We start from the raw sequence: 25,356 nt of genomic DNA, 5'->3' as shown, positions 1-25,356 counted from the left end.
TTGGTTAAAATTCTGTTAAGATAAATCGATTTAGCTTAAGAGCTTCTTAATGTTTTCGGGAGGTCTGCCCACAACGGCTTCATTGTCAAGAATAACGATAGGACGTTCTATTAACTTCGGGTTTTCTACCATTGCCTGAATGAGTTCTTCATCAGATATATTCTTTCCTTTAAACTGCTCTTTCCAGATAGCTTCATTCTTTCTGACGAGTTCAATTGGAGCAATTTTTAGTTTTCCTATAATCGCAGCTAACTCGATATATGAGGGGGGCGTGTCTAAATAGTTGATGACCTCAAATTCTTTACCCGACTCTTCTAAAAGCGCTAAGCCCTCCCGGCTTTTGCTACAACGTGGATTGTGGTATATTTTTAGCATAGTTACAGTTCGTTACTGGTTTCTTTTTGGCCGGTCATCATCAGATACGCTTTAAGAAAAGCATCTATATCTCCGTCTAAAGCGGCATCTGTGTTCCCGGTTTCTTCACCGGTGCGTACATCTTTAATCAATTTGTAAGGATGTAATACGTAATTACGTATTTGCGATCCCCATTCAATACTTTTCTTTTCAGCTTCTATCTCATCACGAGCCGCCTGACGTTTTTTAAGTTCGATCTCATAAAGTTGCGACTTTAGCATTTGCATAGCCTTTTCTCTATTCTCTAACTGAGATCGTGTTTCACTATTGTGTATAACAATACCGGTAGGGTGGTGGGTTAAAATCGCTTTGGTTTCAACCTTGTTCACATTTTGTCCACCAGCCCCAGAAGAGCGGGCAAAATCCCAATTGATATCTGCCGGATTGATCTCTATTTCAATACTGTCATCTGCAAGTGGATATACATAGACCGAAGCAAATGAAGTATGTCTTTTAGCGTTGCTGTCAAAAGGAGAAATACGCACCAATCTATGAACGCCATTTTCACTCTTTAACCAACCGAACGCATACGGCCCCTCAATTTCTAAAGTAACGGTTTTTATACCGGCAACATCGCCTTCCTGATAATTGAGTTCTTTAATTTTAAAACCATTTTTTTCGCTCCACATCAGATACATACGCATCAGCATTGAAGCCCAATCGCAACTTTCAGTACCTCCGGCTCCAGCAGTAATTTGCAAAACAGCGCTTAAATCATCGCCTTCTTCAGAAAGCATATTTTTAAACTCCATCCCTTCAATAAGCTTCTCTGCGTTGTCGTATTGCTTAATTACTTCGGCTTCAGTGGCGTCACCTTCTTTATGAAATTCTAACAGCACCTCCAGATCTTCAGTAAGTATAATGGATTGATCAAAATCTTTGACCCAATTCTTTTTTTCACGGAGATTCCGCATAAACGCTTCGGCTTCTTTTGGATCATTCCAAAAGTTAGGGTCAAAGGTTTTTTCTTCTTCGTTTTGTATTTCTATTCGTTTCTGATCTATACCTAAATGCGTTTTGAGCGCATCAATGCGCTGCACAAGACCTTTGATCTGATCGCTCGTTATCATGCTTAACCGGTTTGTACGAAAGTTACTCTTTTAAAAATAGATCCCCGCAGATTCAATCCCATAGTGATTGCTGGTTTTCTTTTTAAAACTAAGGCAAACCTAAGAAAATTAAACGCTATACTACAGATAATAACAGGCTTTTAAAGCGCTGGATCCTCGTTGTTGTCCAGTTGGTGTCTAAGTTGCTGTTGCTGTTGGTATTGCTGATTTTGCCATTGGGATTGAAAAGCCAACTGTTGTTTAAACGGAAGCGGTTCAAACAATTGATTTTCAGAAAATACATCAGGATCGCTTTCTGCCCGGGCATTTACCTCAACGGTGTACGAAGTTTTATTTGCCGCAGCATTGCTGTAAATAATCCCCTTAATAGGTGCGCAGTCCGAATAATCTTGTCCGTGAGCCACTTTTATATGGTTTTCAAGAGCAATCAAATTATTAGCAGGGTCAAAACCTAACCAACCCTTTTCTGGAATATAACATTCTGCCCAGGCGTGCATTTGAGAGTCACCTTGAAAACCATTACCCTGATGCAAATACCCGGAAGTATATCGTGCAGGGATGTTATTGAGACGTGCAATGGCTAAGAATAAATGGGTAAAATCCTGACATACACCAGCTCCTTTTTCAAGAAACTGAACAGGAGTTGTTTTAACGTCCGTTACACTGGTTTTAAAGGTAAAGGTTTTGTAAACCCACTCATTCAACTCCGTCAAGTTATCAAAAACAGAACGCTCCTCAGAGAACTGAACGGGTAATTGGGATTTTTCTAACTGTGTAAGCGGCGTTATGCTGAGAAAACGCTCGTAATCAATCTTAAAGTTGAGGCTTTTGATCAACGCATAATGCTCAGGATTAGCCACGCTATCTAATGCCGAAAAAGGATTAGTTACTTCTTTACTCATGATGTAACTCGCCTCAAAACTTATAGCATCAAACGGTTTTTTGGGATGCACCCGACAAATAGGAAATCCAAATGTATTCGTCGAAATTTCGATGCCTGCGTTTAGCGAATTTGTGAATTTAGAAATTCTTACGTGCTGGGTTTTATTTTCTTCAGGTCTTAGAAGAAATTGCCAGAAAGCTTCATCAACCGTAGACTCGTACGTGTTAACAGCTTTATATTTAATTGTATATTCCAAAGTATAGGGGGTTTAACCTGACAAAAGTACTATTTAAACCCATAGTATTTAAATATTTAATATTTGAAGTATTCCTTCTCTATTTTTTTTGCGATATCAATAAGCGTATCCTGAATCTCTTCTATAAAGCTCTCTATGTTGCCTTCTATAGTATCTACAGTCTTATAGCGGTATTCCGCATGGGTTTTTCCTATTAAGAAAGCGGCTGAATCCTTCTCTGGATATTTATCTTCATTCAATACATTGATGTGATTTTTTACCTGTACTAAACTATTCATTACGGAGCGTGGACACTCCGGATTGAGTATCAAGAACTCTAAAGTACTCAAACTTGTAGGGGTTTTTTTATAATGCCTGCGCATCATATCATAAGCTTCAATACACTTTAAAAGTGTCGTCCACTCATAACTTTTACTGAATTTCTTATCATATCCCCCCTGAGCTTTTAGTGCATCATAATATTTAGCCTGAATAATGCGTACTATCTGCGTTGCCCGCTCAATATTAACGCCTAGCATTATTATGGCATACACTTCATCGTGTAATAAAGTCCCTCGTATTTTTGCGCGTATAATAGAGGTAGATTCTGCGATTTGTGTGGTAAAATCAAACAAGCCTTTACTCACAAAAAAGTCAGCATCATAATTCAACACAAAATGATAAAACTTATTTATAGACTCGTAAAGTTCAGTTGATATGAGATCTCGCGCACCATTAGCATTTTCCCGGGCATATTTGATGCAGTTTAACACCGAAAACAGCTTTTCAGGGTTTAAGCCTATATCGTAGAATGCATTTTTTTCAGTGAGCTCATAATCCTCTTCAACAGGACCATTCGCCATAAAGAGCAAGGAGTGGAGGACGTGGTCTCTGGATTGTGACTTTTCATTAGGCGCATCCAGTGAAGAAAAATAATTAACATTGAGGTATCTGGCAACATGTTCCGCGCGTTCAATATAACGGCCCATCCAGAATAAATTATTTGCTACTCGTGCAAGCATAAATTTGTTTTTACTTTATCAATTGAAGTTAAGTTGCGTCAGCAATTTATTTTTTTAAGACCCATGTATCTTTAGAGCCTCCTCCCTGAGAAGAGTTTACGATAAGATTTCCTTTTTTAAGTGCTACTCGGGTAAGCCCTCCTTTGAGCACAAATTCTTTATCTGCACCCTGTAAACAAAATGTTCTAAGATCTACGTGGCGCGACTCAAAAGATTCACTTTCTTCAATATAGGTGGCGTGAACAGAAAGACTCATTATAGGCTGCGCAATATACTTTCTTGGACTTGCCTGTATGGTTTTCTTTACCTTTTCGATTTCTTCTTGTGTAAGCCGATTTCCTATTGAAATCCCATAACCACCGGCTTCATCAACAGGTTTGATAACCAACTTGTCAATATTTTCCAAAACATATTTCAATTCGTCCGGTCTGCTACAGTGGTAGGTCTGTACATTATTGAGAATAGGTTCTTCCCCTAAATAATATTTGATAATCTCAGGCATATAGGTATAAACCGCTTTGTCATCTGCAAAACCTGTCCCCGGAGCATTTACAAGACATACATTTCCTTTTTTATAGGCTGAGAATAAACCCGGAACTCCTAAAGCAGAATCTGGTCTAAATTCCAGAGGATCTAAAAACGCATCATCTATTCTGCGGTAAATCACGTCTACCCGTTCCGGACCTTTAATGGTCTGCATGTATACAAAGTCATTTTCTACAAAGAGATCCCGACCTTCTACAAGTTCTACACCCATCGACTTGGCGAGATACGAGTGCTCATAATAAGCAGAATTGTAAACCCCCGGAGTAATCACTACACAGTTAGGTTCGTCTACACCACGAGGTTTGACAGACTCCATAATTTCCAGAAGGTTCTGAGCGTAATCTGTTACGGTATGTGCATTATAATGATTGAAAACTCCAAACAAAGCTCTTTTTAATGCGGTACGGTTACAGATAACATAACTCACACCAGAGGGGCAGCGGATGTTATCTTCTAAAACGTAATACTTACCGTCTGAATGTTTAATCAGGTCAGTCCCTGAAATATGATTGTAAATTCCTCCCGGCGGATCCACCCCTATCATTTGGTGTAAATAATTGGCTGATGAAGTGATCAAATCTAAAGGCACAATACCTTGCTTGATGATTTTCTTATCGTGATAAATGTCCCAAATAAAATGGTTTAATGCTTTACTGCGTTGTAAAACGCCCCGCTCAATAATATCCCATTCTTTTTGATCGATTATTCTGGGGAATAAATCAAAAGGAAAAATCTTTTCTTTAGCCTCCTGATCTGTATAAACCTGAAAGGTAATTCCCTGATTGAAAAAGGAGGCTTTAGCCTTGTCATTCAATTTGGCAAAATCCTGGCTTGAATGGCCGCTGTAAAGATCAAAAAGTGTCTGATAAACTTTTTTTACATTTCCTTTTTCATCAAATATCTCATCATAAAATTTAGGATCTTTATCATAAGATGCAAAGATTGATTGTTGGGTCGTAGCCATTGGTTATTAGTTTTAGTTAAATTAATAATTTATCAATTAAAAGCGTATAATAAATCATTAATTATCTAAACTATAACTGCGTTATCACCATTTTAATCAACGGAAACTGAAAATCTTTTAATAATTAACAATAGCTTTTCAAATTTGTTCCTTTTTAACTAACTAGCTATTCTCAAAAACATACTTTATAGATGAAGAACAAAATTACAATCGCATTCTTTTTATTAGCTTCAGTGGTTTCTGCTCAATTTTTGGATAAAAAGGAAAACCTTAAAACTCAAAAAGGATTTTTCTCCTTTCATTATAGCGAAAAGGATGATGCCATTTATCTTGAGGTCACCGATCTCGATTCAGAATTTATATATGTACACGCTTTAAAAAGTGGTTTGGGTTCTAATGATATTGGTTTAGATCGTGGACAACTAGGGGGTACAGCTTTGGTAAAGTTTATAAAAGCAGGCAACAAATTACTCTTAGTACAACCCAACCAGGATTACCGTGCACTAACGGATAATGTTGCGGAAAAAGAATCGGTACAGGAGGCTTTTGCTAAATCTGTTTTATACGGGTTTGAGATCAAGGAAACTAAAGGGGATACTTATGTGATTGATTTAACTCCTTTTTTGATGGAAGATACACACGATGTAGCTCAACGATTGAAATCTAATAAAGAAGGTACTTATAAAGTTGATGCATCCAAAAGTGCATTAGCATTAGCGCATACCAAAGCGTTCCCTAAAAATGTAGAGTTTGAAGCCTTGCTAACATTCGCCGGCACTCCTGAAGGTCGTAATTTAAGATCTGTAGCTCCAGATGCCTCTTTGGTTTCTGTGGTGCAGCATCACTCGTTTGTAGCATTACCGGATGACAACTATGAGCCGCGTGCTTTTGACCCACGTTCCGGCGCAATATTCAGACACTATAAAGACTATGCAAGCCCCGTGCAAGATCCTATAGATAAACGTATTATTATAAGACACCGGCTTCAAAAGAAAAATCCGGAGCTTGCCGTTAGTGAACCCGTTGAACCTATTGTTTATTATTTAGATCCGGGAACTCCGGAGCCTGTTCGTTCTGCATTGTTAGCAGGTGCCCGCTGGTGGAATCAAGCCTATGAAAGCATAGGATATAAAAATGCCTTTCAGGTCAAGATGCTGCCAGAAGGCGCAGATCCGTTAGATTTACGCTATAACGTGATTCAATGGGTGCATCGCAGTACACGAGGATGGAGTTATGGAGCCAGTGTTGTAGATCCTCGTACCGGTGAAATCTTAAAAGGTCACGTAAGTTTAGGTAGTCTGCGAATCCGTCAGGATTTTATGATCGCTCAGGCGCTGATGAATAAACCCTTTGCAGCGAGTGATGCTGATTATGAACCGATGTTAGCACTGGCTCTTGCACGCATTAGACAACTCTCAGCTCATGAAGTAGGGCATACCCTAGGTTTTGCTCATAATTTTGCCGCAAGTGTTGCAGATCGCGCTTCGGTGATGGATTATCCACATGCTACAATCCGTCTAAAGAATGATACACTTGATTTTAGTGATGCGTATGCAGTAGGAATAGGCGATTGGGATAAGGTTACCGTTGCTTACAGTTATGGAGATGTACCAAAAGGAATGACAGCATCCTGGTACCTCAACGAAGTGCTGGAGAAAGCGGAAGCAAAGGGCTTGCGTTTTATAACTGATAGCGATGCTCGTTCCTCAACCGGTTCTCATCCTGATGCCCATTTATGGGATACTGGTGCAGATGCAACAGCTGAACTGAATGCTGTTTTGGCACTTCGGAAACAAGCGATTGAGAATTTTTCAATAGATAATATTCGCACAGGCGAAAGCTACAGCACGTTAGAAGATGTCTTTGTTCCTTTGTATTTTTACCACAGGTATCAAACCGAAGCTGCTATTAAGAGCATTGGTGGTTTACGCTACAATTATTCGGTAAAAGGTGATGACAAGCAGCAGGTTGTAGCTACTGTTTCCGAACACGAACAATTAAAGGCATTACATTCGGTACTGAAAACATTAGATGCTGCATATTTAGCAATTCCTAAAGAGAAACTGAGTTTGTTTCCGCCCCGAGCATTTGGTTTTAACCGAACGAGAGAAAGCTTTAAAGGTAATACCGGGATCACCTTTGATCCCTTAGGAGCACCTGAAACTGCAGCATCCATGACTTTGGATTTTTTACTGAATGCGGAACGGGCTAATCGAATTGTGGCACAACACGCCTGGGATTCTAAACTGCCCTCCTTTGATGAAGTGCTGGACATTCTTTTAGAACAAACCCTTTACAAAGCGCAAAAAGACGCTTATTTAGCTGAAGTTCAAAATACTATTAACTACAGGGTGTTAGCGCATTTAAAACAACTTGCTGTAAATAGTGAAGCAATTCCACAGGTTAAGGCTATAACCTATTCAAAATTCTTAGATTTGACCATGAAACTGGCACTGTCTCCAGATGCAAATGACCGGTATATCGCTCAGGAATTAGGTAGGTTTATCAAAGAGCCTGATGCGTTTAAACCTGTAACCGCACCTAAGATTCCAGATGGTTCGCCTATTGGAAGTTTTCAATGCCTTAATAACTAAACCGTGACCAAAGAAGAAATTGTACGTAAGCTACCTTACACAGACCCCTTTTTATTTGTAGATAAAATAACAAAGGTTACACAGACCCATATAACAGGCGAATATACCTTTGATGAAAACCATACTTTTTACAAAGGTCACTTTGTGAATTTTCCGATTACACCGGGAGTTATTTTGCTTGAATGTATGCAACAAATAGGTCTGGTGAGTTTGGGAATCTATTTATTACGGGATAAAGATTTCGATTTGAAATCGAATTCAACTGTGGCAATGGTAGAAAACGAAGCCCGATTTTACAAGCCGGTTTTTCCTAATGAAAAAGTAACGGTACTCTCTGATTTAGAATATTTTAGATTCTTTAAGTTGAAGTCTAAAGTTAAGATGGTGAACGAAGCGGGAGAAACGGTTTGTAGTGGTGTTTTTTCAGGTATTTTAAAACCGGGCGATGCAAAATCATAGAGTTGTGGTTACCGGTCTCGGGGTTTGCTCCCCGAATGGTGTTGGTGTGCCTGCTTTTAAAGAAGCCCTAGAAAATGGTAAAAGTGGAATCCGATTTTACAGGGAACTTGAAAAGCTGAAGTTTTCGTGCCAACTAGGAGGGATGCCCCTCATTTCTGAAGCTGTAAAAGCTCAATACTTTACGCCACTCCAATTGCGTAATTTCAATGCAGCCGGAATTCTTTATGGGGTTGCAGCAGGAGTTGAAGCCTGGCAAGATGCAGGTTTGGCAATTGACGAAGAAGCGTGTGATTTTGAAAGCGGAACCATTTTTGGAGTGGGTACACTGGGTGTAGATAAATACCGCGAAAGCATTTATAAAGTTGACGAAGGGAATACCCGCCGTTTAGGGAGCACCAGCGTGCAACAGACAATGAGTAGCGGTGTGAGTGCCTATCTTGGCGGAATGCTGGGCTTAGGAAATCTCGTAACCACAAACTCTTCTGCGTGTACCACAGGAACTGAAGCTGTTTTTATGGCCTATGAGCGTATTAAAGCAGGTAAAGCAACCCGTATGCTTGCCGGAAGCACCAGTGATGGCGGGCCGTATGTATGGTGTGGCTTTGATGCCTTGCGCATACTCCCTTCAAAATATAATGATATGCCAACTCAGGCTTCAAGACCTATGGATGCTCATGCTTCTGGCTTTGTACCCGGTTGTGGTGCAGGAGCCCTTGTTTTAGAAACTTTAGAAAGTGCTCAAAAACGTGGCGCTCCGATTTATGCAGAAATTTTAGGAGGTCACAGCAATAGCGGCGGTCAGCGTCAAGAAGGTTCGATGACTGCACCAAACCCTGTAGCGGTTAAGCGGTGTATAACAAAAGCTGTAACTGATTCAGGAATAGCGGCTTCTCAAATCGATGTGATTAACGGTCACCTCACCGCAACGGCAAAAGATGATTTAGAGATTCAGAATTGGAGTGAAGCCCTGGGGAGATCCGGAGTAGATTTTCCCTATATCAATTCGTTAAAAGGTATGACCGGCCATTGCCTGGCAGCTTCCGGCAGTATTGAGTGCGTGGCTTCAGTCTTAGAATTGAAGCATCAATTTTTATTTCCGAATATCAATTTGCAAAACGTTCATCCTGAGATCGAAAAAGTAATTTCGACCTCAAGAATTCCTACCCAAAAGACAGATTTAAACTTTAATATTCTGGCAAAAGCGAGTTTTGGTTTTGGGGATGTTAACTGTTGTCTTATTTTTAGCAAAATTTAATTTCGCTCGAGCGAAAAAACTACATGTATGAGTCAGGATATATACCCTAAACTTAAAGAGATAATCAAACCCTATTTACCGGAAGACGTTAATCCTGATGCCATTTCTACAGAGAGTCATTTGGTAACGGATCTCAATATAAACTCTACACACCTTGTAGATATCGTCTTAGATGTAGAGGATGCCTTTGACATTACCATTGAAGATGATGAGCTGGACAACATGGAAACGGTAGATGCTTCTATTGCCCTAATCGAGCAAAAGTTAGCAACACGTTAAAATCTTATTTGTAGTGCGTTAAGGGGCGTTAAAGTCCCTTCTCCATAGGGATTATTCTGTTATATTTCTTGTAAAAACCATTATGCAAGAACTTACAAAAATTACCCCTACAGATTATGACGTTATAGATGTGATCAAAACACGCTGGAGTCCACGTGCTTTTGACGATGTGCCTGTTTCTGAATCTGAAGTTAAACAACTTTTAGAAGCCGGTAGATGGGCTTCTAGTTCTTACAACCAGCAACCCTGGCGTATTATTTATGGGATTAAAGGAGATGCGGTTTATGACCGTATACTAGCGTGTTTGATTCCATTCAATCAAGATTGGGCTACGCATGCTCCAGTCTTGATGGTTACCGCTTATAAAAAGACAAATTTTGATGGAGACGCATATTTTCACGCCCTGCATGATTTAGGACTTTTTATGGGGAATCTTGTGATTCAAGCCAATCATAACGGTATTGCTGTGCATCAAATGGGCGGTATAGATCAAGAAAAAGCACATCAAGAATTTGAGTTTACCTCAGATTTTGGGATCGCTACTGCTGTTGCTATTGGTCGGTATGGTGGAGATCCTGATCAATTGTCTGATGATTTAAAAGAGCAAGAACTTGAAAAAATGCGGGAACGTAAACCGGTTGACGCCTTTGCTTTTAATGGTAATTTTCAATCTAAATAATGAAGACTATGTTACGAACTCTATGTATTTCGGTATTGATTTTTGCAGGAGTAGCGGCTCAGGCTCAAATTCAATATTTAGAACAAAAACCCGCACATATTGAGAAAACTGCAGATTCTCTGACTAAGATCTATTCTACCAAGTTGGGGATGACGCCTAAGCAAGATCTGTTGTTTAAGACTAACGTTGCCGACTATTTATTGATGCGGGAACAGGTAGCCAAAGCATACACCGGGAACCGAAAACTTGACGAACTTTATAAAGCCAGTCTTGAAGAGAGTGGTGCTATGAGCGAGGTATTGACTGAATACCAATTTGAATTGTATGAAAAAATAAAGCCCTCTATTCAACCCGTTGCTGTAGTGGAAAAAGATTGATTCTAAGGTCAGTACACTTTATAAAAAAAGCGGATCATTCAAAATGACCCGCTTTTTTATGCTTAAAACAGTTATTAGTTGTGATCGCCTTCATCGGGCTTATCAATAAAACGTTCCTTTTTTGTCGTGCTACTGATCGTAGGATCTTCGTGCATCATTTTTTTATCTAAACCGGCACTGTCAACACCCAAAAACTCCTGAGCCTGGGTAGGATTAGTAACCTGTTTTACATCGTCTTGATGAATGATAATGGGATGTGCAAAAAGCTCCGGACGATTTTTGATGATATTGATGTAATCATTCTCATCATAATCCGCTGTTTTCAGTTCGTCATCATCACTAACATCTTCAAAACTAAACAGCTCTTTAAGGGGCTTATTCAATTCATCTGCTAATTCTGCCCATTGCGTCCCGGTAAGGGGCGTTTTTGCAATATCTATAGTTTGTAGCTCTTTATCTTTTACAGCAGCAATATGCGCGTTTGTGCGCTCACCCGTACGGGTGGTACTGCTGTAAATGAGCGTGATCTGGTTTTCGTCTCTTGCTATACTTTTCATATCTAATTTTTAATGAGACTTCATTTTAGCTTTTCGTTTTTGCAACTGAATGTTGAGTTCCCGGGTAGCTTCTTTTACCGACTCGTGAAAACTCTTAGAACTGTGATCAGCAAATAATCTGGGTCCCGGTGCACTCAGTCTGATTCCGGCAATTTTCCCCGTTTCGTCACTTGAGGTATTTTCGGTTTTAAAGAAAATATCTGCGCGTACGATAAAGTCGTATTTGTTAGCTAATTTATCCAATTGCTCTTTTGTAAATTCTTCTAATGCAGCACTTGCAGCCACATCGTGATATTCAAAGTTATAGTTCATAAAAGTTTCTTTTTATAATGTAACCTTAAAGTTAACGAAAGCCGGATGCCTTTCAATACATTTTAGGCTTTCTTTGACACCTTTACGTTAATGAAACTTAAATTTTAAGGTAGTTCTTCTGCTTTGCCTGTTTCTGCTTCGGGTTCCTCACCGCCATTGATGTACATGGAAGCTAGAATACCACCTCCTAATGCTAAAACGATTACGCCAAGCGAAACCCACTCCGGGATTTCAATCATATGCGAGAAAATCATTTTTAATCCTACAAACGCGAGAATTACCACAAGACTGTAATGAATGTATTGAAACTTCTGAAGCATTCTGGATATCAAGAAATACATAGAACGCAATCCTAATATTGCGAGAATGTTTGAGGTGAATACTAAAAATGGGTCTGCTGTAATCGCCAGGATAGCCGGAATGCTGTCTAAGGCAAAAAGAATATCGGTAAGTTCTATAACAATCAAAGCTAAGAAAAGGGGCGTAGCTGCTTTTTTTCCTTGTTCTTTGATGAAAAAGTCATGACCTTCCATTTTCGTAGTAACCGGAAAAAGCTTTTTTACTGCTTTATAAACTGTAGAATCCTGCGGATCGTAATCGCTATCATCAGACTTGAGCATTCGATATGCCGTAAAAAGTAAGAACCCACCAAAAACGTAAATAATCCATTCAAATTTATTGATGAGTGCTACACCAAAAACGATCATGAGTGCTCTAAAAATAATAGCTCCCAGAATTCCCCAGAACAAGACGCGGTGCTGGTATTTAGGCGGAATTTTAAAAGAAGAAAAGATCACAGCAATCACAAATACGTTGTCTATACTGAGGGATAATTCTATGAGGTAACCGGTGATGTATTTCAACACGGCGCTATCTGGACTCAAACCTGTAGGGTTTTCTACCAATTCAGCATTAAAAAGCCAGTAGATCACGCCGCTAAAAGCCATTGCAATCGTAAACCAAACCGCGGTCCAGATCCCCGCTTCTTTACTTTTTATAACATGGTCATTTTTATTAAAAACACCCAGATCGAGTGCAAGGCAAATTAAAATGAAAGCGATAAAAAGTCCCCAGACGAGCATATACAATTGAATTAGTTAAGCTGTTTTATAATTGCACAAAGTTACTATAGTTTACAGGCCTTCAAGAGGTTTAGGTTCTAAATTGCTGTTAAATAATTGTAGGTGTATATGCTTCTCTATAATTTAATGGGGAATCCAAAAAAAAACGGTAATGAACCCTTTAAATGTTACTCAAAAACTCATCAACAACCATCTTGTAGCCGGCGAACTTATTCCGGGGGAAGAAATCGGTCTCAAGATCGATCAGGCTTTATTACAAGACGCAACCGGAACACTGGTGCAGCTTGAACTAGAAGCCATGAACTTAGACCGCGCCAAAACCGAGGTTGCGGTACAATATGTAGATCATAATCTTTTGCAAACGGACTTTAAAAACGCCGATGATCACGCGTTTTTACACAGTGCGGCTCAAAAATTCGGGCTGTGGTTTAGCCGCCCCGGTAATGGTGTTAGTCATCCGGTGCATATGGAGCGGTTTGGCAAGCCCGGTAAAACACTGGTTGGGAGTGACAGTCACAGCTGTGCAGCCGGTTCGCTGGGCATGCTTGCAATCGGTACGGGGGGTCTGGATGTCGCGGCTGCTATTGCCGGACAACCTTATTTTGTAAAAATGCCGAACGTAATGGGGGTTAAGCTCACCGGTAAATTACCTGATTGGGTGAGTGCCAAAGACGTAATTTTGGAAATGCTGCGCCGCCACGATGTAAAAGGAGGCGTGGGTAAGATCGTTGAATACTACGGAGACGGACTGCAGCACCTTAGTGCTATGGATCGTCACGTGATCGCCAATATGGGAGCAGAACTGGGTGCTACAACAACGGTTTTTCCAAGTGATCAGGAAACCAAACGCTTTTTAAAATCTCAGGACCGTGAAGCAGACTGGATTGAATTGGTTGCTGATGCAGGTTGTGAATATGATCTGCACGAACATATAGAACTGGATAAACTGGTTCCCTTAATTGCATTGCCCACCAGTCCCGGAAACGTGGTTCCGGTAAGTGAGGTAGCCGGGAAACCCATTTCTCAGGTAGTGATTGGTTCTTCGGCAAACCCCGGGTTACGCGATTTTTGGATTGCCGGAGCGATTGTAAAAGGCAAATCGGTTAATCCGGATGTTTCTTTTGATGTCAATCCTACGAGCCGCCAGATCATACAGAATATGATAGATACTAAAGCCTTTGCCAATCTGATTACTGCAGGAGCACGCTTTCACCAGAGTGGGTGTATGGGGTGTATTGGGATGGGGCAGGCCCCTGCGAGCGGTACCATCAGTTTGCGTACGATGCCGCGTAATTTCCCCGATCGTTCCGGGACTAAGGACGATCAGGTGCATTTGTGCAGTCCAGAGACCGCTGCTGCTTCGGCATTAACGGGTAAAATTACCGATCCTCGGGATTTAGCCGATCTGTATGCTATGACCTATCCACAGTATGAGGATCCGGAACTGCACATCATCAATAGGGATATGCTGGTTGCTCCGGCAGAAGACGGCAGTAAAGTAGCGCTGAAAAAAGGTCCGAATATCAAGTCCTTACCGCATATTGATGCACTTCAGGATCGTTATGAGATTCCGGTTTTACTGAAAATGGGAGATAATATTTCAACCGATGAGATCTTAAAAGCCGGTGCCGAAGTGCTTCCGTTTCGATCGAATCTGCCTGAAATAAGCAAATACAGCTATACGGTGATAGATGAGACTTTTTACGACCGGGCCATGGAAACCAAACATCAGGAGGGTGGCCATATCGTGGTTGCCGGAGAAAACTATGCACAGGGTAGTAGTCGCGAGCACGCTGCTTTAGCCCCTAAATATCTGGGACAGGTTGCCGTAATCGCTAAAAGTTATGCGCGTATTGCCTGGCAGAATCTCGTGAATTTTGGAATCCTTCCGCTGGAGTTTGAGAATCCTGATGATCTGGAAAAAATAGAGCAGGGTGATACCATTCAGTTTAAAAATCTTCTTGATCTGGTCAAAAACAGAAATACTATAGAAGTACTTATTAAAAAAGAAACCGGGACCATTTCCATACCTACCAAACATACGCTGAGCGACCGGCAGATTCGTGTGTTATTAAAAGGAGGAATCATTAACGACTTTAAAGAGAAACTTTCCGTTTAAATTATTTACTAGGAATACTTTGTGCTGCTTGTGCGATACAAATGCTCAAAACTACACCGGGATTATCTTATAAATGCGTTAATCTCTCAGCGTTATTGATTGATCAATAGTACATTTGACAGCTGTTTATGAGCAACAGGATATGGAAGAAAACCTACATAAAAAATACCTGCGACGTGCCAATAATTGGGCTCATCAAGGAAAAGAGGTAAGAGGAGGAGGCGCTTTTGGTGCGGTTATCGCAAAAGATACGCTCCGAATTGCAGCAGGTACTAATCGGGTAGGAGCTCCTACAGATTGTATGCAGCACGCAGGACCGGCGGTAATTCAGGAAGCTGGTAAGCCGTTAAATTCTAAGTATTTATCAGGCTGTTCACATACCGGAAAAAGCCATGCAGCATTTAATTTAAAACAAGTACTGCGTGAGGAAGCCCTTGCAGTCTGGAACTAGAATTATGAGCGAAGAAGAAGTTAAGCAGCAGAATATAGATCAGGAACTGGAGAAATCTGAAATTTCTGAAGAATCTCAGGCAAAAAGTCACGGGGAGATTTTAAAAGAGCAAATCTGTGAAGGAAAAAAAATATATACTCTAAGCACCAGCAGTGTGTTGATGAGTTCGCTTACAGCGGGTTTAGAGCTGGGTTTCAGTTTTATGATGCTGTGTAGTGTGTTTTACTTTTTCTCAGATACCCTGCCTGAAGCAAGTTTATTCAAAATTATTGCTCTGGTCTATCCCTTAGGATTTATACTGGTTGTTTTAGGGCAATCCATTTTATTTACGGAACAAACCTCCTTATTAACGCTGCCGGTTTTAAATCGTAAACAAAGTCTTGCCAGTCTGTTGAGAATTTGGGGGCTGGTTATTTTAGGAAACTTAATAGGAGGGTGGCTCATCGCATTGGTAATGCTTTGGCTGGGGCCTCAACTTCATATTTTTGATACTGAAACAATCGTGAAAATTGGTACTCACGTTGCTGACTTTTCGTTACCTACTATCCTGGTAAGCGCAATTCTTGCAGGGTGGATGATGGGATTACTCTCGTGGTTGGTTACTTCTTCAAAAGATACGGTAAGCCGCATCATTATTATATTTCTCATCACAGCTACTATGGCCTTTGCCGGTTTACATCACAGTATCATTGGTAATATAGAAGTCTTTAGCGCCTACCTTTTAGGTCCTGAACTTACATTAGGAAGATACCTTTGGGTTCAATCTACCGCATTACTAGGTAATGCGGTAGGCGGAGCATTCTTTGTCGCGTTGCTGAAATACAGAGCTTTTGTAAATAATGTGAGTTAAAAATCTTAAATTAAGGGAGTTGCCGTTACCTAAAAAACCATCGATTATGAAACCAGGAGTAGGATTATTAGTTGTACTGATATTGGTCTCTTGTGGAAGTTCTAAAAACAGGGATGCCACGACCAATGCACATTTGAATCAATGGATAGCAGACCGGTCTTTTGAAATCGAATCTAATTTTGCCATGCCTATGAATACGGTAGCGGTAAGTGCAGTTCTTAACAGTAGTATTTTAGGTCCCGGAAACAATTCAGGTCAAATAAATCTTATCGGGAATCCGAATTATCTTCGGATTAAAGGGGATAGTGTTTATGCTGAATTACCCTTTTTCGGAGAACGAAGAATGGGTGGCGGTTACACGAACAGAGACACCGGTATCAACATAGAAGATATCGCCAAAGATTATGCGGTAACTACGAAGCGGGGCATGTATATCATTACCTTTTCAGCCAAAGACAAACAAGGAAATGAAGCTTATAATTTTATCCTCAATTTGAGTCCGAATTTAAATGCTAATTTTTCAGTAAACAGTACGCAGCGTACCGTGATGCAGTTTCGTGGTGCTGTAGCTGAACTTCAAGAAAAAGAGCAGGATTCAGAATAAATTGAGAAAGCTTTTTACTCAAACTTCAAAAGGAGTCTAAAGAAAACAGAGCTTTAATACGGAATCCTGTTACTTGAAGACCTGAAAGTTGCAGCCTGTATGCTCTGATCTTGAAAAAGCATGATTTGCTCTACTGGATAATCGAGCTTTATAAGCACGCGATACAATCACGCGCTAACACGTATTCTAGAAATGGATTGTTCAGTTTCATGCTTCGCGGACCTGCCTTTGTCAGACGGACCGGTTTGCTTCAAAGGGATTTCCCGGTATGCCTAGCGTTTCTTCACCACAAAGGGCACTAATAAGGAAGCTATAGTACCTACTACAATCCCTCCAATGGCTCCAAGCTTGAGTGAATTTACAAGTTTGTGGGTGTCCAGATAGTAGAAGCCAAATACAAAGATAAGCACGGCTAAAAATGTTATTAGGAAAATTTTAATTCGGTAATTCATAACTGATTTTTTTGGTTACACGCTAATCGAGGTTTACAAGCTTATTCACCCCGAAGTAAAAAGTCGTTCTTAAGTACCCTTAAGGTTGCTTTAAAAATATTTTTATATAAATTACAAAATCAGTTTTTAAGGATTCTTAAGTCTAGGGTTAATTCCTATTATTTTAAGAAAACTATAGCATACTGCCTGGGTGCATTTAAAAGATCTTTAGCCAGAGTCCTAAAAAAATAATTTTTATAACCCGTTTATTGGCGCCGACAAAGGGTTTAATACCCCGAGGCTTGCCTCGAAATTGAAAATTTGTTGCTAACGAATGCCTCGTGGGCCTGCCTTTGTCGGCAGACAGGCTTGCCCCGAGGTAGTTTACTTTAAGTTGTTTGCTTGTTGCAGCGTGGGGCATTCTAGCCAAATTTTTAAAAAAAATACAACATTTGCAAAATAGAACCGTCTTTATAATAAATCAATCAACTATCTATAATGCAGATTTATCTAAGGCCTGCTCCAGGCAGTAATTCCATGTTGCTTTCTCTCCTTTTTCTTTTTTTATTCAGTAGTATGGGGATAACTGCTCAGGAGACTTATACGCTAAGCGGTAGCATTACCGATGCTAAAAACGGAGAAGAACTGCCAGGTGCCAGTGTTTGGATCAAAGAACTAGAAACCGGTGGCACTACGAATGCGTATGGTTTTTATTCCATTACCGTGCCTCAGGGTAGCTATACGCTAAGCATCAGTTACGTGGGCTATACCACTCAAGAACAGCGAATCGAGTTTACAGATAATAGAGAATTGCACATCGAATTAATTCCGGAATCAACCTCTTTACAGGAAGTGGTTATTTCGTCTAAGAAAAAAGATCTGAATGTGACCTCTACTCAAATGAGTGCCAATACGCTCAATATGCAGGAGATTGCTAAAGTGCCGGTTTTGTTTGGTGAGAAAGATGTGCTAAAAACCATACAATTGTTACCGGGTATTAAAGCCAATGAAGTAGGGAGTGGTTTTTTTGTGCGTGGGGGGAGTGCCGGGCAAAACCTCATTCTTTTGGATGAAGCTCCTGTTTACAATGCCTCACATATGTTGGGTTTATTTTCGGTATTCAATTCGGATGCGATCAAAGACCTCACGTTGTACAAAGGACACATTCCTGCAAACTATGGAGGCAGAGCCTCTTCGGTGATGGATGTACAGATGAATAACGGGAATAACAAAGGTTTTTCTGCTTCCGGAGGAATTGGTACTATTGCTTCCCGACTCACTATAGAGGCGCCTATTGTAAAAGATAAAGGTTCGTTTATGCTTTCTGGCAGGCGTACCTATTTGGATTTATTTTTAAAATTATCTAATGATGAAGATACCCGCAATACGTCGCTTTATTTTTATGATTTTAATGCAAAAGCCAACTATAAAATAGGCGCTAACGACCGGATTTATCTTTCGGGGTATTTTGGGAGAGACCAGTTTGGGTTTAGTGATGAGTTTGGTTTTGACTGGGGAAATACCACAGCAACCTTACGCTGGAATCATCTTTTTAACGATAAACTATTCTCAAACACTACGGTGCTCTATAGTGATTACAACTACCGGGTTGAAATAGGAGGGGATGAGGGGCAAAATAACGGCTTCAGTATTGAATCGGCTATTGAAGATTTTAGCCTTAAACAAGATTATAAGTATTATTGGAATAACTCTAATACCGTGCAATTTGGCTGGAATGCGACCCGACATCATTTTGTTCCGGGAGAAATTAGAAGTGAAGCCAATGCTAATGTGAATGATTTATTGCTTCAGAAAAAGTATGCCTGGGAAGCCGGAGTTTACCTCTCTGATGAACAAGAGATTACCGATAACCTGCGTGCCAATTTCGGACTCCGCTATTCGTGGTTTGCACAAACCGGCCCCGGAGCTATTTTCACGTACGATGCCGAGGGAGATATAGCCAGTACCACAACTTATGATTCCGGTGAATTTGTAAAAACCTATGGGGGTTTTGAACCCAGGGTAGGGCTTACCTATCTGCTTTCTGAAGCGAGTTCGATCAAGGCATCGTACAACCGCAACCGGCAGTATTTGCATTTGATCTCCAATTCGACCAGTGGAACTCCCATAGACCTGTGGATTCCCAGTAGCAATAACGTAAAACCACAGCTTTCTGATCAGTATGCCTTAGGCTATTACCGAAATTTTAAGAACAATACTTTTGAAACTTCAGTGGAAGTGTATTACAAAGGCATGCAAAATCAGATCGATTACCGCACCGGAGCTGAACTGATCTTCAATGAAAATGTAGAATCTCAGTTGTTGTTTGGTAAAGGCTGGTCGTATGGAGCCGAGTTTTATTTCAAGAAAAACCTTGGGCGCTTTACCGGATGGTTGAGTTATACCTGGTCTAAAACCGAACGTAAATTTGACGGTATCGATACCGGAAATCCGTATCCCGCAAGTTGGGATCGTACGCACGATCTTTCTTTGGTAGGAATGTATCAGTTGAGTCCCAAGTGGTCCTTATCGGCTACATTTGCCTATCGTACGGGAAATGCCGTTACCTTTCCTGTAGGGAAATATGAGGTAGATGACGAAGTGGTAAACCTCTACGATACGCGGAATGCCAACCGATTCCCGGCGTATCACCGTTTAGATCTCGGAGCAACCCGAAGCATTAAAAAGACCAAAAAGTGGGAGATGAGTACCACCTTTTCCTTATACAATGCGTATGGCAGAAAGAATGCGTATCAAATCAATTTTAAAGAAGCCGAAAATGACCCCAACCGAACCGAAGCCGTCAAACTCTCCTTATTCAGTTTTTTCCCAGCTGTTTCGTGGAATTTTAAATTCAATTAAGATGAAAACTACTCGTGCACTATTAAGAACCGGTCTTTTACTTTGTGTCCTGTTTGTTTCTTGTGAAGAAGTGATCGAACTCGATCTGGATACCCAAGAGCCTCAGCTTGTTATAGCAGGTTTTATCAGTGATGGTCAAGGACCGTACACCGTACGCATTAGTAGAAGCGTGGCTTTTTACGATACCAACAACTTTCCTGTGGAAGAACATGCAAACGTGCGTATTACGAGTGATGAAGGCATAACCGAAGTACTTACCCAAACGAGTCCGGGTGTCTATCAAACTGCTCACCTACGCGGGCAGCGCGGGGTAGCTTATACGTTAGACGTTGCTTTAGACGGGACGTCCTATTCTGCTACGAGCAGGATACCTGCTGAATCCATCGCATTAGACTCGATTCAGGTAGGCTATAAAAAGGCCTCTATATTTCAGGAAGCAGGTTATTATGCCATCGCATATTTTAAGGATCCACCTGATGTAGCCAATTATTACCGCCTGCAGGTCTTGGTGAATGGTGAAGAATATGTGTTTAGGGATGATGAAGAAACCGATGATGACGGAACTCGCGACACCAATTTCTGGTTGTTACGCGATAAATTCACCGATGGCAATGTGCAGGATTATGAATTTCCGCATCGGTTAGCACCCGGAGATACGTTACATGTGAGGTTGCAACAAGTAGACCGCATTACTTTTGATTATTACCGAACTTTAGTTGATGTACTTTCCGGAGGTGGAATCGCTCCGGCCAATCCGATCACGAATTGGGATCCCGAAGTCCTGGGTTATTTTGGAGCCCTTTCAGAAACCGAAACAACGGTTGTTGTACCGGAGGAGCAATAAACGTGTGAAGGGGTAAACTGGTTCAGACTTATTTTTGAACCCAGTATACCTCTTTAATAATTCTATTTTACATAATGTAAATTATAGAACATTTAATACTATTAGAATAATAGTACTTTTGAGTGCTATTTGATATAATTACAGATCTAATTTACCTTTTTAATAACTCCAAACACAAGTTTATCACTGTCTGATGAAGATGAACGGTATAAATATGAATTGTCCTCCAGTATTTCAATAATCTCAACATCAATACGGTTTCCTATTTTTTCTTTGTCTTTATCCAAAGGAAGTTTAAGTGTTGTTAAAACATATTTGTTATCATCGATCCAATCTATTTTATAAACTTGACGTTGATCTTTATATCCTCTCTTTTCAATCTGTCGTTTTCTTCTTCTTAAGATACGCGTTCGATTATAGGCTGCTTGAACATATTTAAATTCACCTTTTCTAAACTGCTTACATCTTTGTATGTCTTCACTTTTGAGAGAACTAGTTCTGTACTTTGGATTTACAAAATAATATACGGCTCTCCATTCTTCATTTAGCATCCTCATTGGATGTTTGAGTTTGCCATTCATAAAATGTTCTAGACATCCCTTTTGCCAACCTACGTTGTGATAGGTAGTCAAATCACTATTTATCTTGACATCATATCGTTTGCCGATACTATCAACTTTATATGTTATCACAACATTTTCTACTTTCTCAACATCTTCGACAAATGTTTGACAAATGGCTACTTGGTAGAATAGCAACATTAAAATTAGTGTACATCTGGTCATATAACAAACTTGATAAAAAAGAAACAAATAAAGGCTGCACAAAACTTTTAAAACAACGCAGAAAATTATAGAACAAAAGTGTAATAATAGGCGCATTCTAACACTTTTATTTTCATTTATCTGTCAACGTCATCCTGAACTGGTTTCAGGATCTCATCCAACTGTCACGTTGAGCGTGTCACCTTGAGCTTGTCGAAGTGGAATCGATATGTCACCATGACTTTTCGATACAAATTATACTGCGTTAACACTTCGTATCATTCACTCCAACTCCGGTTCTACTAATTATTATCGTAAAATAATCTTTGAGTGACTGTTGCGATTTCTCAGGTGTTAAAAAGCTGCTTTGAACTGACTGCTCAAAATTTACGTATTCCATACAAGGACCCGGAATTTTTCAAATATGCGATTCTCAGGGATTGGGCTTTTTCGTTTTTTCAGGCATCTGGTTCCAAAGCTTAGGGATTAGGATTCTAGCCGTCTGTCAGATGATTGTCACATCGAGCGCAGTCGAGATGCTGTTGGTTTCTATAAAGACTTTTCGATACAAATTATACTGCGTTGGTACTTCGTATCATTCACTTAAAGTCCGGTCTTTTTTACGTAAAGTCATTTCGACCTTAAAATCACTTACGATTAAAACTAAAAAAACAGTTTTACGTTTAATATTCTTTATATGCTATGTACTTGTCAGACGTATTTGATGAGTGGTTGATGTGTCTTATTGTAGGGGTTAAATGGGCTTATACACGGGTAAACCCCGGCTGATTTACGGGTGAACTATGGATAAATTATGGTTGAAGAATGCTTTGTGAAGTACTATAAAACGGTTTTGATCAATAAACCGCAATGCATTGCATCGCATTATGGGTAGCAAATGCTTCTAATTCATCATTGATTTTTAAACCAAAACGAATTCCCAACCAGATGGTATGCGCGGTTTTTTTAGCAACATCTTTCATTGTAAATATCGGATAAGGATCCTCTAAATACGCCCACGTGTAAAGATGTTCATTATAAAACGGAATATTAAATTCCAGCGGAGTCGGAATTTTATCAAGTGGTATCGGAGGAGTTGGCATCACGAGATTAGGCAATTCTTCTGGTGGTGTATCTGAAGTGTATTTCTGCTGCTTTTTGTTATATGTATATGGGGAAACGTTATTGCGAATCATTAGCAATTGAAAATGACTGGCTGAATTGGGTATTTTTAAATGCTGCTTTTTTAATCCGGAAAGCGAGATCAAAACACTTGTTGGGTTTTGTATCAGCTTCGGCTGAAATCGCAGTCTGTCTGAGAGGCTGTTTTGTGTGTTCAAATCCAAACCAACAAGTTGATTGGGAGCATTGCACGCGTTCACATTGCGCTCCCCTTTTGGTCCCCTACCTGCTTTGCATATTTTAAGACAACGGCTTGTGAGTCGGTTATTAAAGGAATGGTCCTTAAAATCTTCCAAGTCGGGTAAAAGCCCTATTCGGATGGCTTTGGCATATGAGGAAGCACCGCCCAACTCTTTATTGTTTTTTCTAACCGCTTTAAAGTGGGGATCGTTTTGAATTTGTTCTTTAGCAGGTGGCGCCGTTTTTCGGCATACCCATTCGCCATTTAAGGTGTAATACGTAATTCCGTCAATGGTACCTTTAAAATTCCCGAGGTTTGATGTTGGTTTTGCCATAGCCTTTTGAATTTGAGTCCTTTAAATTAGTGTATTATTCTGACTTTGTCAAGCGTAAGTGATTTATATAGTGTTATTTATGAAATTGATAATGAGGGTTCGAGAGGGATTATTGCTTGTTGTGTATTTCGTGTTTAGTATTGCGGATTTTTTAAAGTGGGAGTTGAGCTGTATTCTCCTCATCCCCAACCCTTCTCCCTCTGGAGAAGGGAGCTAATTTTTGGAAGGAATAGTGTTTACCGTTCAATTTGGCTTTGTGGCTGTAGTTTTTCGTTTTCGGCGAGACTTGGGATGTGAGACGTTGGAACTATTCTCCTCATCCCCAGCCTTCCACCCTGACTTCTTTTTTAGGGTCGTAGGAGGAGCTGGTATTTAAAAACGCACGCGATGCAATAGTGCGGGAGCGGGGAATAATGAGGGTTCGAGAGGAATTGTGGCTTGTTGGGTATTTCGTATTCAGTATTGCGAATATTTTAAAGTGGGAGTTGAGATGTATTCTCCTCATCCCCAACCCTTCTCCCTCTGGAGAAGGGAGCTGATTTTTGGAAGGAATAGTGTTTACCGTTCAAATTGTCTTTGTGGGCTGTGGTTTTTCGTTTTCGGTGAGACTGGGATGTGAGACGTTGGAACTATTCTCCTCATCCCCAACCTTCCACCCGGACTTCTTTTTTAGGGTCGTAGGAGGAGCTGGTATTTAAAAACGCACGCGATGCAATCGTGCGGGAACGGGGAATAATGAGGGTTCGAGAGGAATTGTGGCTTGTTGGGTATTTCGTATTCAGTATTGCGAATATTTTAAAGTGGGAGTTGAGCTGTGAGAAGTTTTCTCCTCATCCCCAACCCTTCTCCCTCTGGAGAAGGGAGCTGATTTTTGGAAGGAATAGTGTTTACCGTTCAAATTGTCTTTGTGGGCTGTGGTTTTTTGTTTTCGGTGAGACTTGGTGGGATGTGAGACGTTGGAACTATTCTCCTCATCCCCAGCCTTCCACCCTGACTTCTTTTTTAGGGTCGGAGCGGGAGTTGGTTCATAAAGGCACTCGCGATGCAATCGCGCGGGAACGGGGAATAATGAGGGTTCGAGAGGAATTGTGGCTTGTTGGGTATTTCGTATTCAGTATTGCGGATATTTTAAAGTGAGAGTTGAGCTGTGAAAAGTATTCTCCTCATCCCCAACCCTTCTCCCTCTGGAGAAGGGAGCTGATTTTTGGAAGGAATAGTGTTTACCGTTCAAATTGGCTTTGTGGCTGTGGTTTTTCGTTTTCGGTGAGACTTGGGATGTGAGACCTTGGAACTCTTCTCCTCATCCCCAGCCTTCCACCCGGACTTCTTTTTTAGGGTCGTAGGAGGAGCTGGTATGTAAAACGCACGCGATGCAATCGTGCGGGAACGAGGGATAGAAGGTTCATGAGTTCTTGTGAAATACTAATCACGTGAGTAAAGAATAGTATTAAAAACTTCAATTCATATTCCCTTTCTTTTTTAGCTCCCTATCTGATACTGATATTGGAGTTCGTGAACCTCTGTCGGTTTGCATCGCCCAAAAAAGAAACCAAAAACGCTAGGCTTACATGAGCTTCTCTAAATTTTTTGTTCACTCCGCTGCATACGCTTAACTCGGCCGCTGCTCTCAGACAGAACCGCCTGCTACGCTCGTTCTCTGCAAATTTAACGAGAACCTCCTAATAGGCCGGTACTTACGTTTGAATAAACTTGAACTTCTATTTATATTTCTGTTCATTTTTTACTCAGCGTATATATTGTACGGGACTTCGTGAATCTGCGATTTCCATCGATGAAAAAACGAACCAAAAAAATCTAGGCTTATTTTTACATCCTTGAAAACTACGCAAATCCTTTATCGTGCGGATAGCAAACCGCTGCGCCTGTGCATTCCTCTCGTTCCACTCGTCGGATGCAGGCCTCCACTGCCCCGCGCTGCAGGCTTCACTTGTTTTACTACGGATCTAAAAAGTAGGCCGGTGCTGACATTTTAATAGGTATTCTTT

The 25,356-nt window shown here is 40.5% G+C and carries 23 protein-coding genes; 12 read left to right on the top strand and 11 right to left on the bottom strand.

Annotation, left to right across the window (positions count from 1 at the left end; all coding sequences use genetic code 11):
• Positions 1-30 precede the first annotated feature (30 nt).
• The 5 genes from arsC to DSM02_RS19560 all read right to left on the bottom strand — a co-directional run bounded on the left by arsC (position 31) and on the right by DSM02_RS19560 (position 5,134).
• Entirely contained in the window at positions 31-375 is a 345-nt protein-coding gene (gene arsC, locus DSM02_RS19580) for an arsenate reductase (glutaredoxin) (protein WP_128767174.1), read from the bottom strand.
• A 2-nt stretch (positions 376-377) separates the two neighbouring features.
• A complete protein-coding gene (prfB, locus tag DSM02_RS19575; protein WP_128767173.1) occupies positions 378-1,484 on the bottom strand; it encodes a peptide chain release factor 2 in 1,107 nt (368 codons plus the stop codon).
• 140 nt (positions 1,485-1,624) lie between these two features.
• Complete coding sequence (locus tag DSM02_RS19570) at positions 1,625-2,623, bottom strand: transglutaminase-like domain-containing protein (RefSeq protein WP_128767172.1); 999 nt, start codon at positions 2,621-2,623, stop codon at positions 1,625-1,627.
• 56 nt (positions 2,624-2,679) lie between these two features.
• A complete protein-coding gene (locus tag DSM02_RS19565) occupies positions 2,680-3,624 on the bottom strand; it encodes an alpha-E domain-containing protein (protein WP_128767171.1) in 945 nt (314 codons plus the stop codon).
• A gap of 46 nt (positions 3,625-3,670) precedes the next feature.
• Entirely contained in the window at positions 3,671-5,134 is a 1,464-nt protein-coding gene (locus DSM02_RS19560) for a circularly permuted type 2 ATP-grasp protein (RefSeq protein WP_128767170.1), read from the bottom strand.
• 191 nt (positions 5,135-5,325) lie between these two features.
• On the opposite strand from DSM02_RS19560, the gene DSM02_RS19555 reads away from it, so the two are divergent.
• The 6 genes from DSM02_RS19555 (at position 5,326) to DSM02_RS19530 (ending at position 10,777) form a co-directional block, all read left to right on the top strand.
• Positions 5,326-7,728, top strand: a complete 2,403-nt coding sequence (locus tag DSM02_RS19555) for a zinc-dependent metalloprotease (protein WP_128767169.1) — start codon at positions 5,326-5,328, stop codon at positions 7,726-7,728.
• A gap of 3 nt (positions 7,729-7,731) precedes the next feature.
• Positions 7,732-8,187 carry a 3-hydroxyacyl-ACP dehydratase FabZ family protein gene (locus DSM02_RS19550; protein WP_128767168.1) on the top strand — a complete coding sequence of 152 codons (456 nt, stop codon included), beginning with the start codon at positions 7,732-7,734 and terminating at the stop codon, positions 8,185-8,187.
• Positions 8,174-9,442 (top strand): beta-ketoacyl-[acyl-carrier-protein] synthase family protein, encoded by a 1,269-nt coding sequence (locus DSM02_RS19545; protein ID WP_128767167.1) that lies wholly within the window; start codon positions 8,174-8,176, stop codon positions 9,440-9,442. Before DSM02_RS19550 ends, DSM02_RS19545 begins: the two co-directional genes overlap by 14 nt.
• A gap of 27 nt (positions 9,443-9,469) precedes the next feature.
• Positions 9,470-9,721: an acyl carrier protein gene (locus DSM02_RS19540; RefSeq protein ID WP_128767166.1), complete on the top strand. Its 252-nt coding sequence runs from the start codon at positions 9,470-9,472 to the stop codon at positions 9,719-9,721.
• An 82-nt stretch (positions 9,722-9,803) separates the two neighbouring features.
• Complete coding sequence (locus DSM02_RS19535; RefSeq protein ID WP_128767165.1) at positions 9,804-10,400, top strand: nitroreductase family protein; 597 nt, start codon at positions 9,804-9,806, stop codon at positions 10,398-10,400.
• Between the two features lie 8 nt (positions 10,401-10,408).
• Positions 10,409-10,777: a hypothetical protein gene (locus DSM02_RS19530; RefSeq protein ID WP_128767164.1), complete on the top strand. Its 369-nt coding sequence runs from the start codon at positions 10,409-10,411 to the stop codon at positions 10,775-10,777.
• 74 nt (positions 10,778-10,851) lie between these two features.
• Here DSM02_RS19530 and DSM02_RS19525 read toward each other — a convergent pair whose 3' ends face one another.
• From DSM02_RS19525 to DSM02_RS19515, 3 genes are all read right to left on the bottom strand, one after another.
• A complete protein-coding gene (locus DSM02_RS19525; protein WP_128767163.1) occupies positions 10,852-11,334 on the bottom strand; it encodes an arsenate reductase family protein in 483 nt (160 codons plus the stop codon).
• Between the two features lie 9 nt (positions 11,335-11,343).
• The gene (locus tag DSM02_RS19520) at positions 11,344-11,646 is read right to left on the bottom strand and encodes an HPF/RaiA family ribosome-associated protein (RefSeq protein ID WP_128767162.1); all 303 of its coding nucleotides are present in this window, start codon (positions 11,644-11,646) and stop codon (positions 11,344-11,346) included.
• Between the two features lie 104 nt (positions 11,647-11,750).
• On the bottom strand, positions 11,751-12,728 hold the full coding sequence (locus DSM02_RS19515; RefSeq protein ID WP_128767161.1) for a TerC family protein: 978 nt from the start codon (positions 12,726-12,728) through the stop codon (positions 11,751-11,753).
• A gap of 151 nt (positions 12,729-12,879) precedes the next feature.
• Here DSM02_RS19515 and DSM02_RS19510 point away from each other — a divergent pair, with 151 nt between their 5' ends.
• The 4 genes from DSM02_RS19510 (at position 12,880) to DSM02_RS19495 (ending at position 16,752) form a co-directional block, all read left to right on the top strand.
• Positions 12,880-14,847, top strand: a complete 1,968-nt coding sequence (locus tag DSM02_RS19510; RefSeq protein ID WP_128767160.1) for an aconitate hydratase — start codon at positions 12,880-12,882, stop codon at positions 14,845-14,847.
• Between the two features lie 115 nt (positions 14,848-14,962).
• Positions 14,963-15,298 (top strand): cytidine/deoxycytidylate deaminase family protein, encoded by a 336-nt coding sequence (locus DSM02_RS19505; RefSeq protein WP_240674115.1) that lies wholly within the window; start codon positions 14,963-14,965, stop codon positions 15,296-15,298.
• Between the two features lie 4 nt (positions 15,299-15,302).
• Positions 15,303-16,148: a formate/nitrite transporter family protein gene (locus DSM02_RS19500; RefSeq protein WP_128767159.1), complete on the top strand. Its 846-nt coding sequence runs from the start codon at positions 15,303-15,305 to the stop codon at positions 16,146-16,148.
• A gap of 46 nt (positions 16,149-16,194) precedes the next feature.
• On the top strand, positions 16,195-16,752 hold the full coding sequence (locus DSM02_RS19495) for a DUF4251 domain-containing protein (protein WP_128767158.1): 558 nt from the start codon (positions 16,195-16,197) through the stop codon (positions 16,750-16,752).
• 272 nt (positions 16,753-17,024) lie between these two features.
• Here the strand turns inward: DSM02_RS19495 and DSM02_RS19490 are convergent, their stop codons facing one another.
• The gene (locus tag DSM02_RS19490; protein WP_128767157.1) at positions 17,025-17,204 is read right to left on the bottom strand and encodes a hypothetical protein; all 180 of its coding nucleotides are present in this window, start codon (positions 17,202-17,204) and stop codon (positions 17,025-17,027) included.
• Positions 17,205-17,681: 477 nt separating this feature from the next.
• Between DSM02_RS19490 and DSM02_RS19485 the strand changes: the two genes are divergently transcribed.
• Together DSM02_RS19485 and DSM02_RS19480 are read left to right on the top strand one after the other, a co-directional pair.
• On the top strand, positions 17,682-20,045 hold the full coding sequence (locus DSM02_RS19485; RefSeq protein ID WP_240674114.1) for a TonB-dependent receptor: 2,364 nt from the start codon (positions 17,682-17,684) through the stop codon (positions 20,043-20,045).
• Between the two features lies 1 nt (position 20,046).
• Positions 20,047-20,889 (top strand): DUF4249 domain-containing protein, encoded by an 843-nt coding sequence (locus DSM02_RS19480; RefSeq protein ID WP_128767156.1) that lies wholly within the window; start codon positions 20,047-20,049, stop codon positions 20,887-20,889.
• Between the two features lie 146 nt (positions 20,890-21,035).
• Here the strand turns inward: DSM02_RS19480 and DSM02_RS19475 are convergent, their stop codons facing one another.
• Both DSM02_RS19475 and DSM02_RS19470 read right to left on the bottom strand, forming a co-directional pair.
• Positions 21,036-21,650 carry a hypothetical protein gene (locus tag DSM02_RS19475; protein ID WP_128767155.1) on the bottom strand — a complete coding sequence of 205 codons (615 nt, stop codon included), beginning with the start codon at positions 21,648-21,650 and terminating at the stop codon, positions 21,036-21,038.
• Between the two features lie 860 nt (positions 21,651-22,510).
• Positions 22,511-23,350 (bottom strand): hypothetical protein, encoded by an 840-nt coding sequence (locus DSM02_RS19470; RefSeq protein ID WP_128767154.1) that lies wholly within the window; start codon positions 23,348-23,350, stop codon positions 22,511-22,513.
• Positions 23,351-25,356: the final 2,006 nt, after the last annotated feature.

Source organism: Leeuwenhoekiella polynyae, assembly GCF_004104075.1.
Classification (GTDB): Bacteria; Bacteroidota; Bacteroidia; order Flavobacteriales; family Flavobacteriaceae; genus Leeuwenhoekiella; species Leeuwenhoekiella polynyae.
The sequence above is the reverse complement of the archived record's forward strand: the minus strand, read 5'-3'. Positions and strand labels throughout refer to the sequence as shown.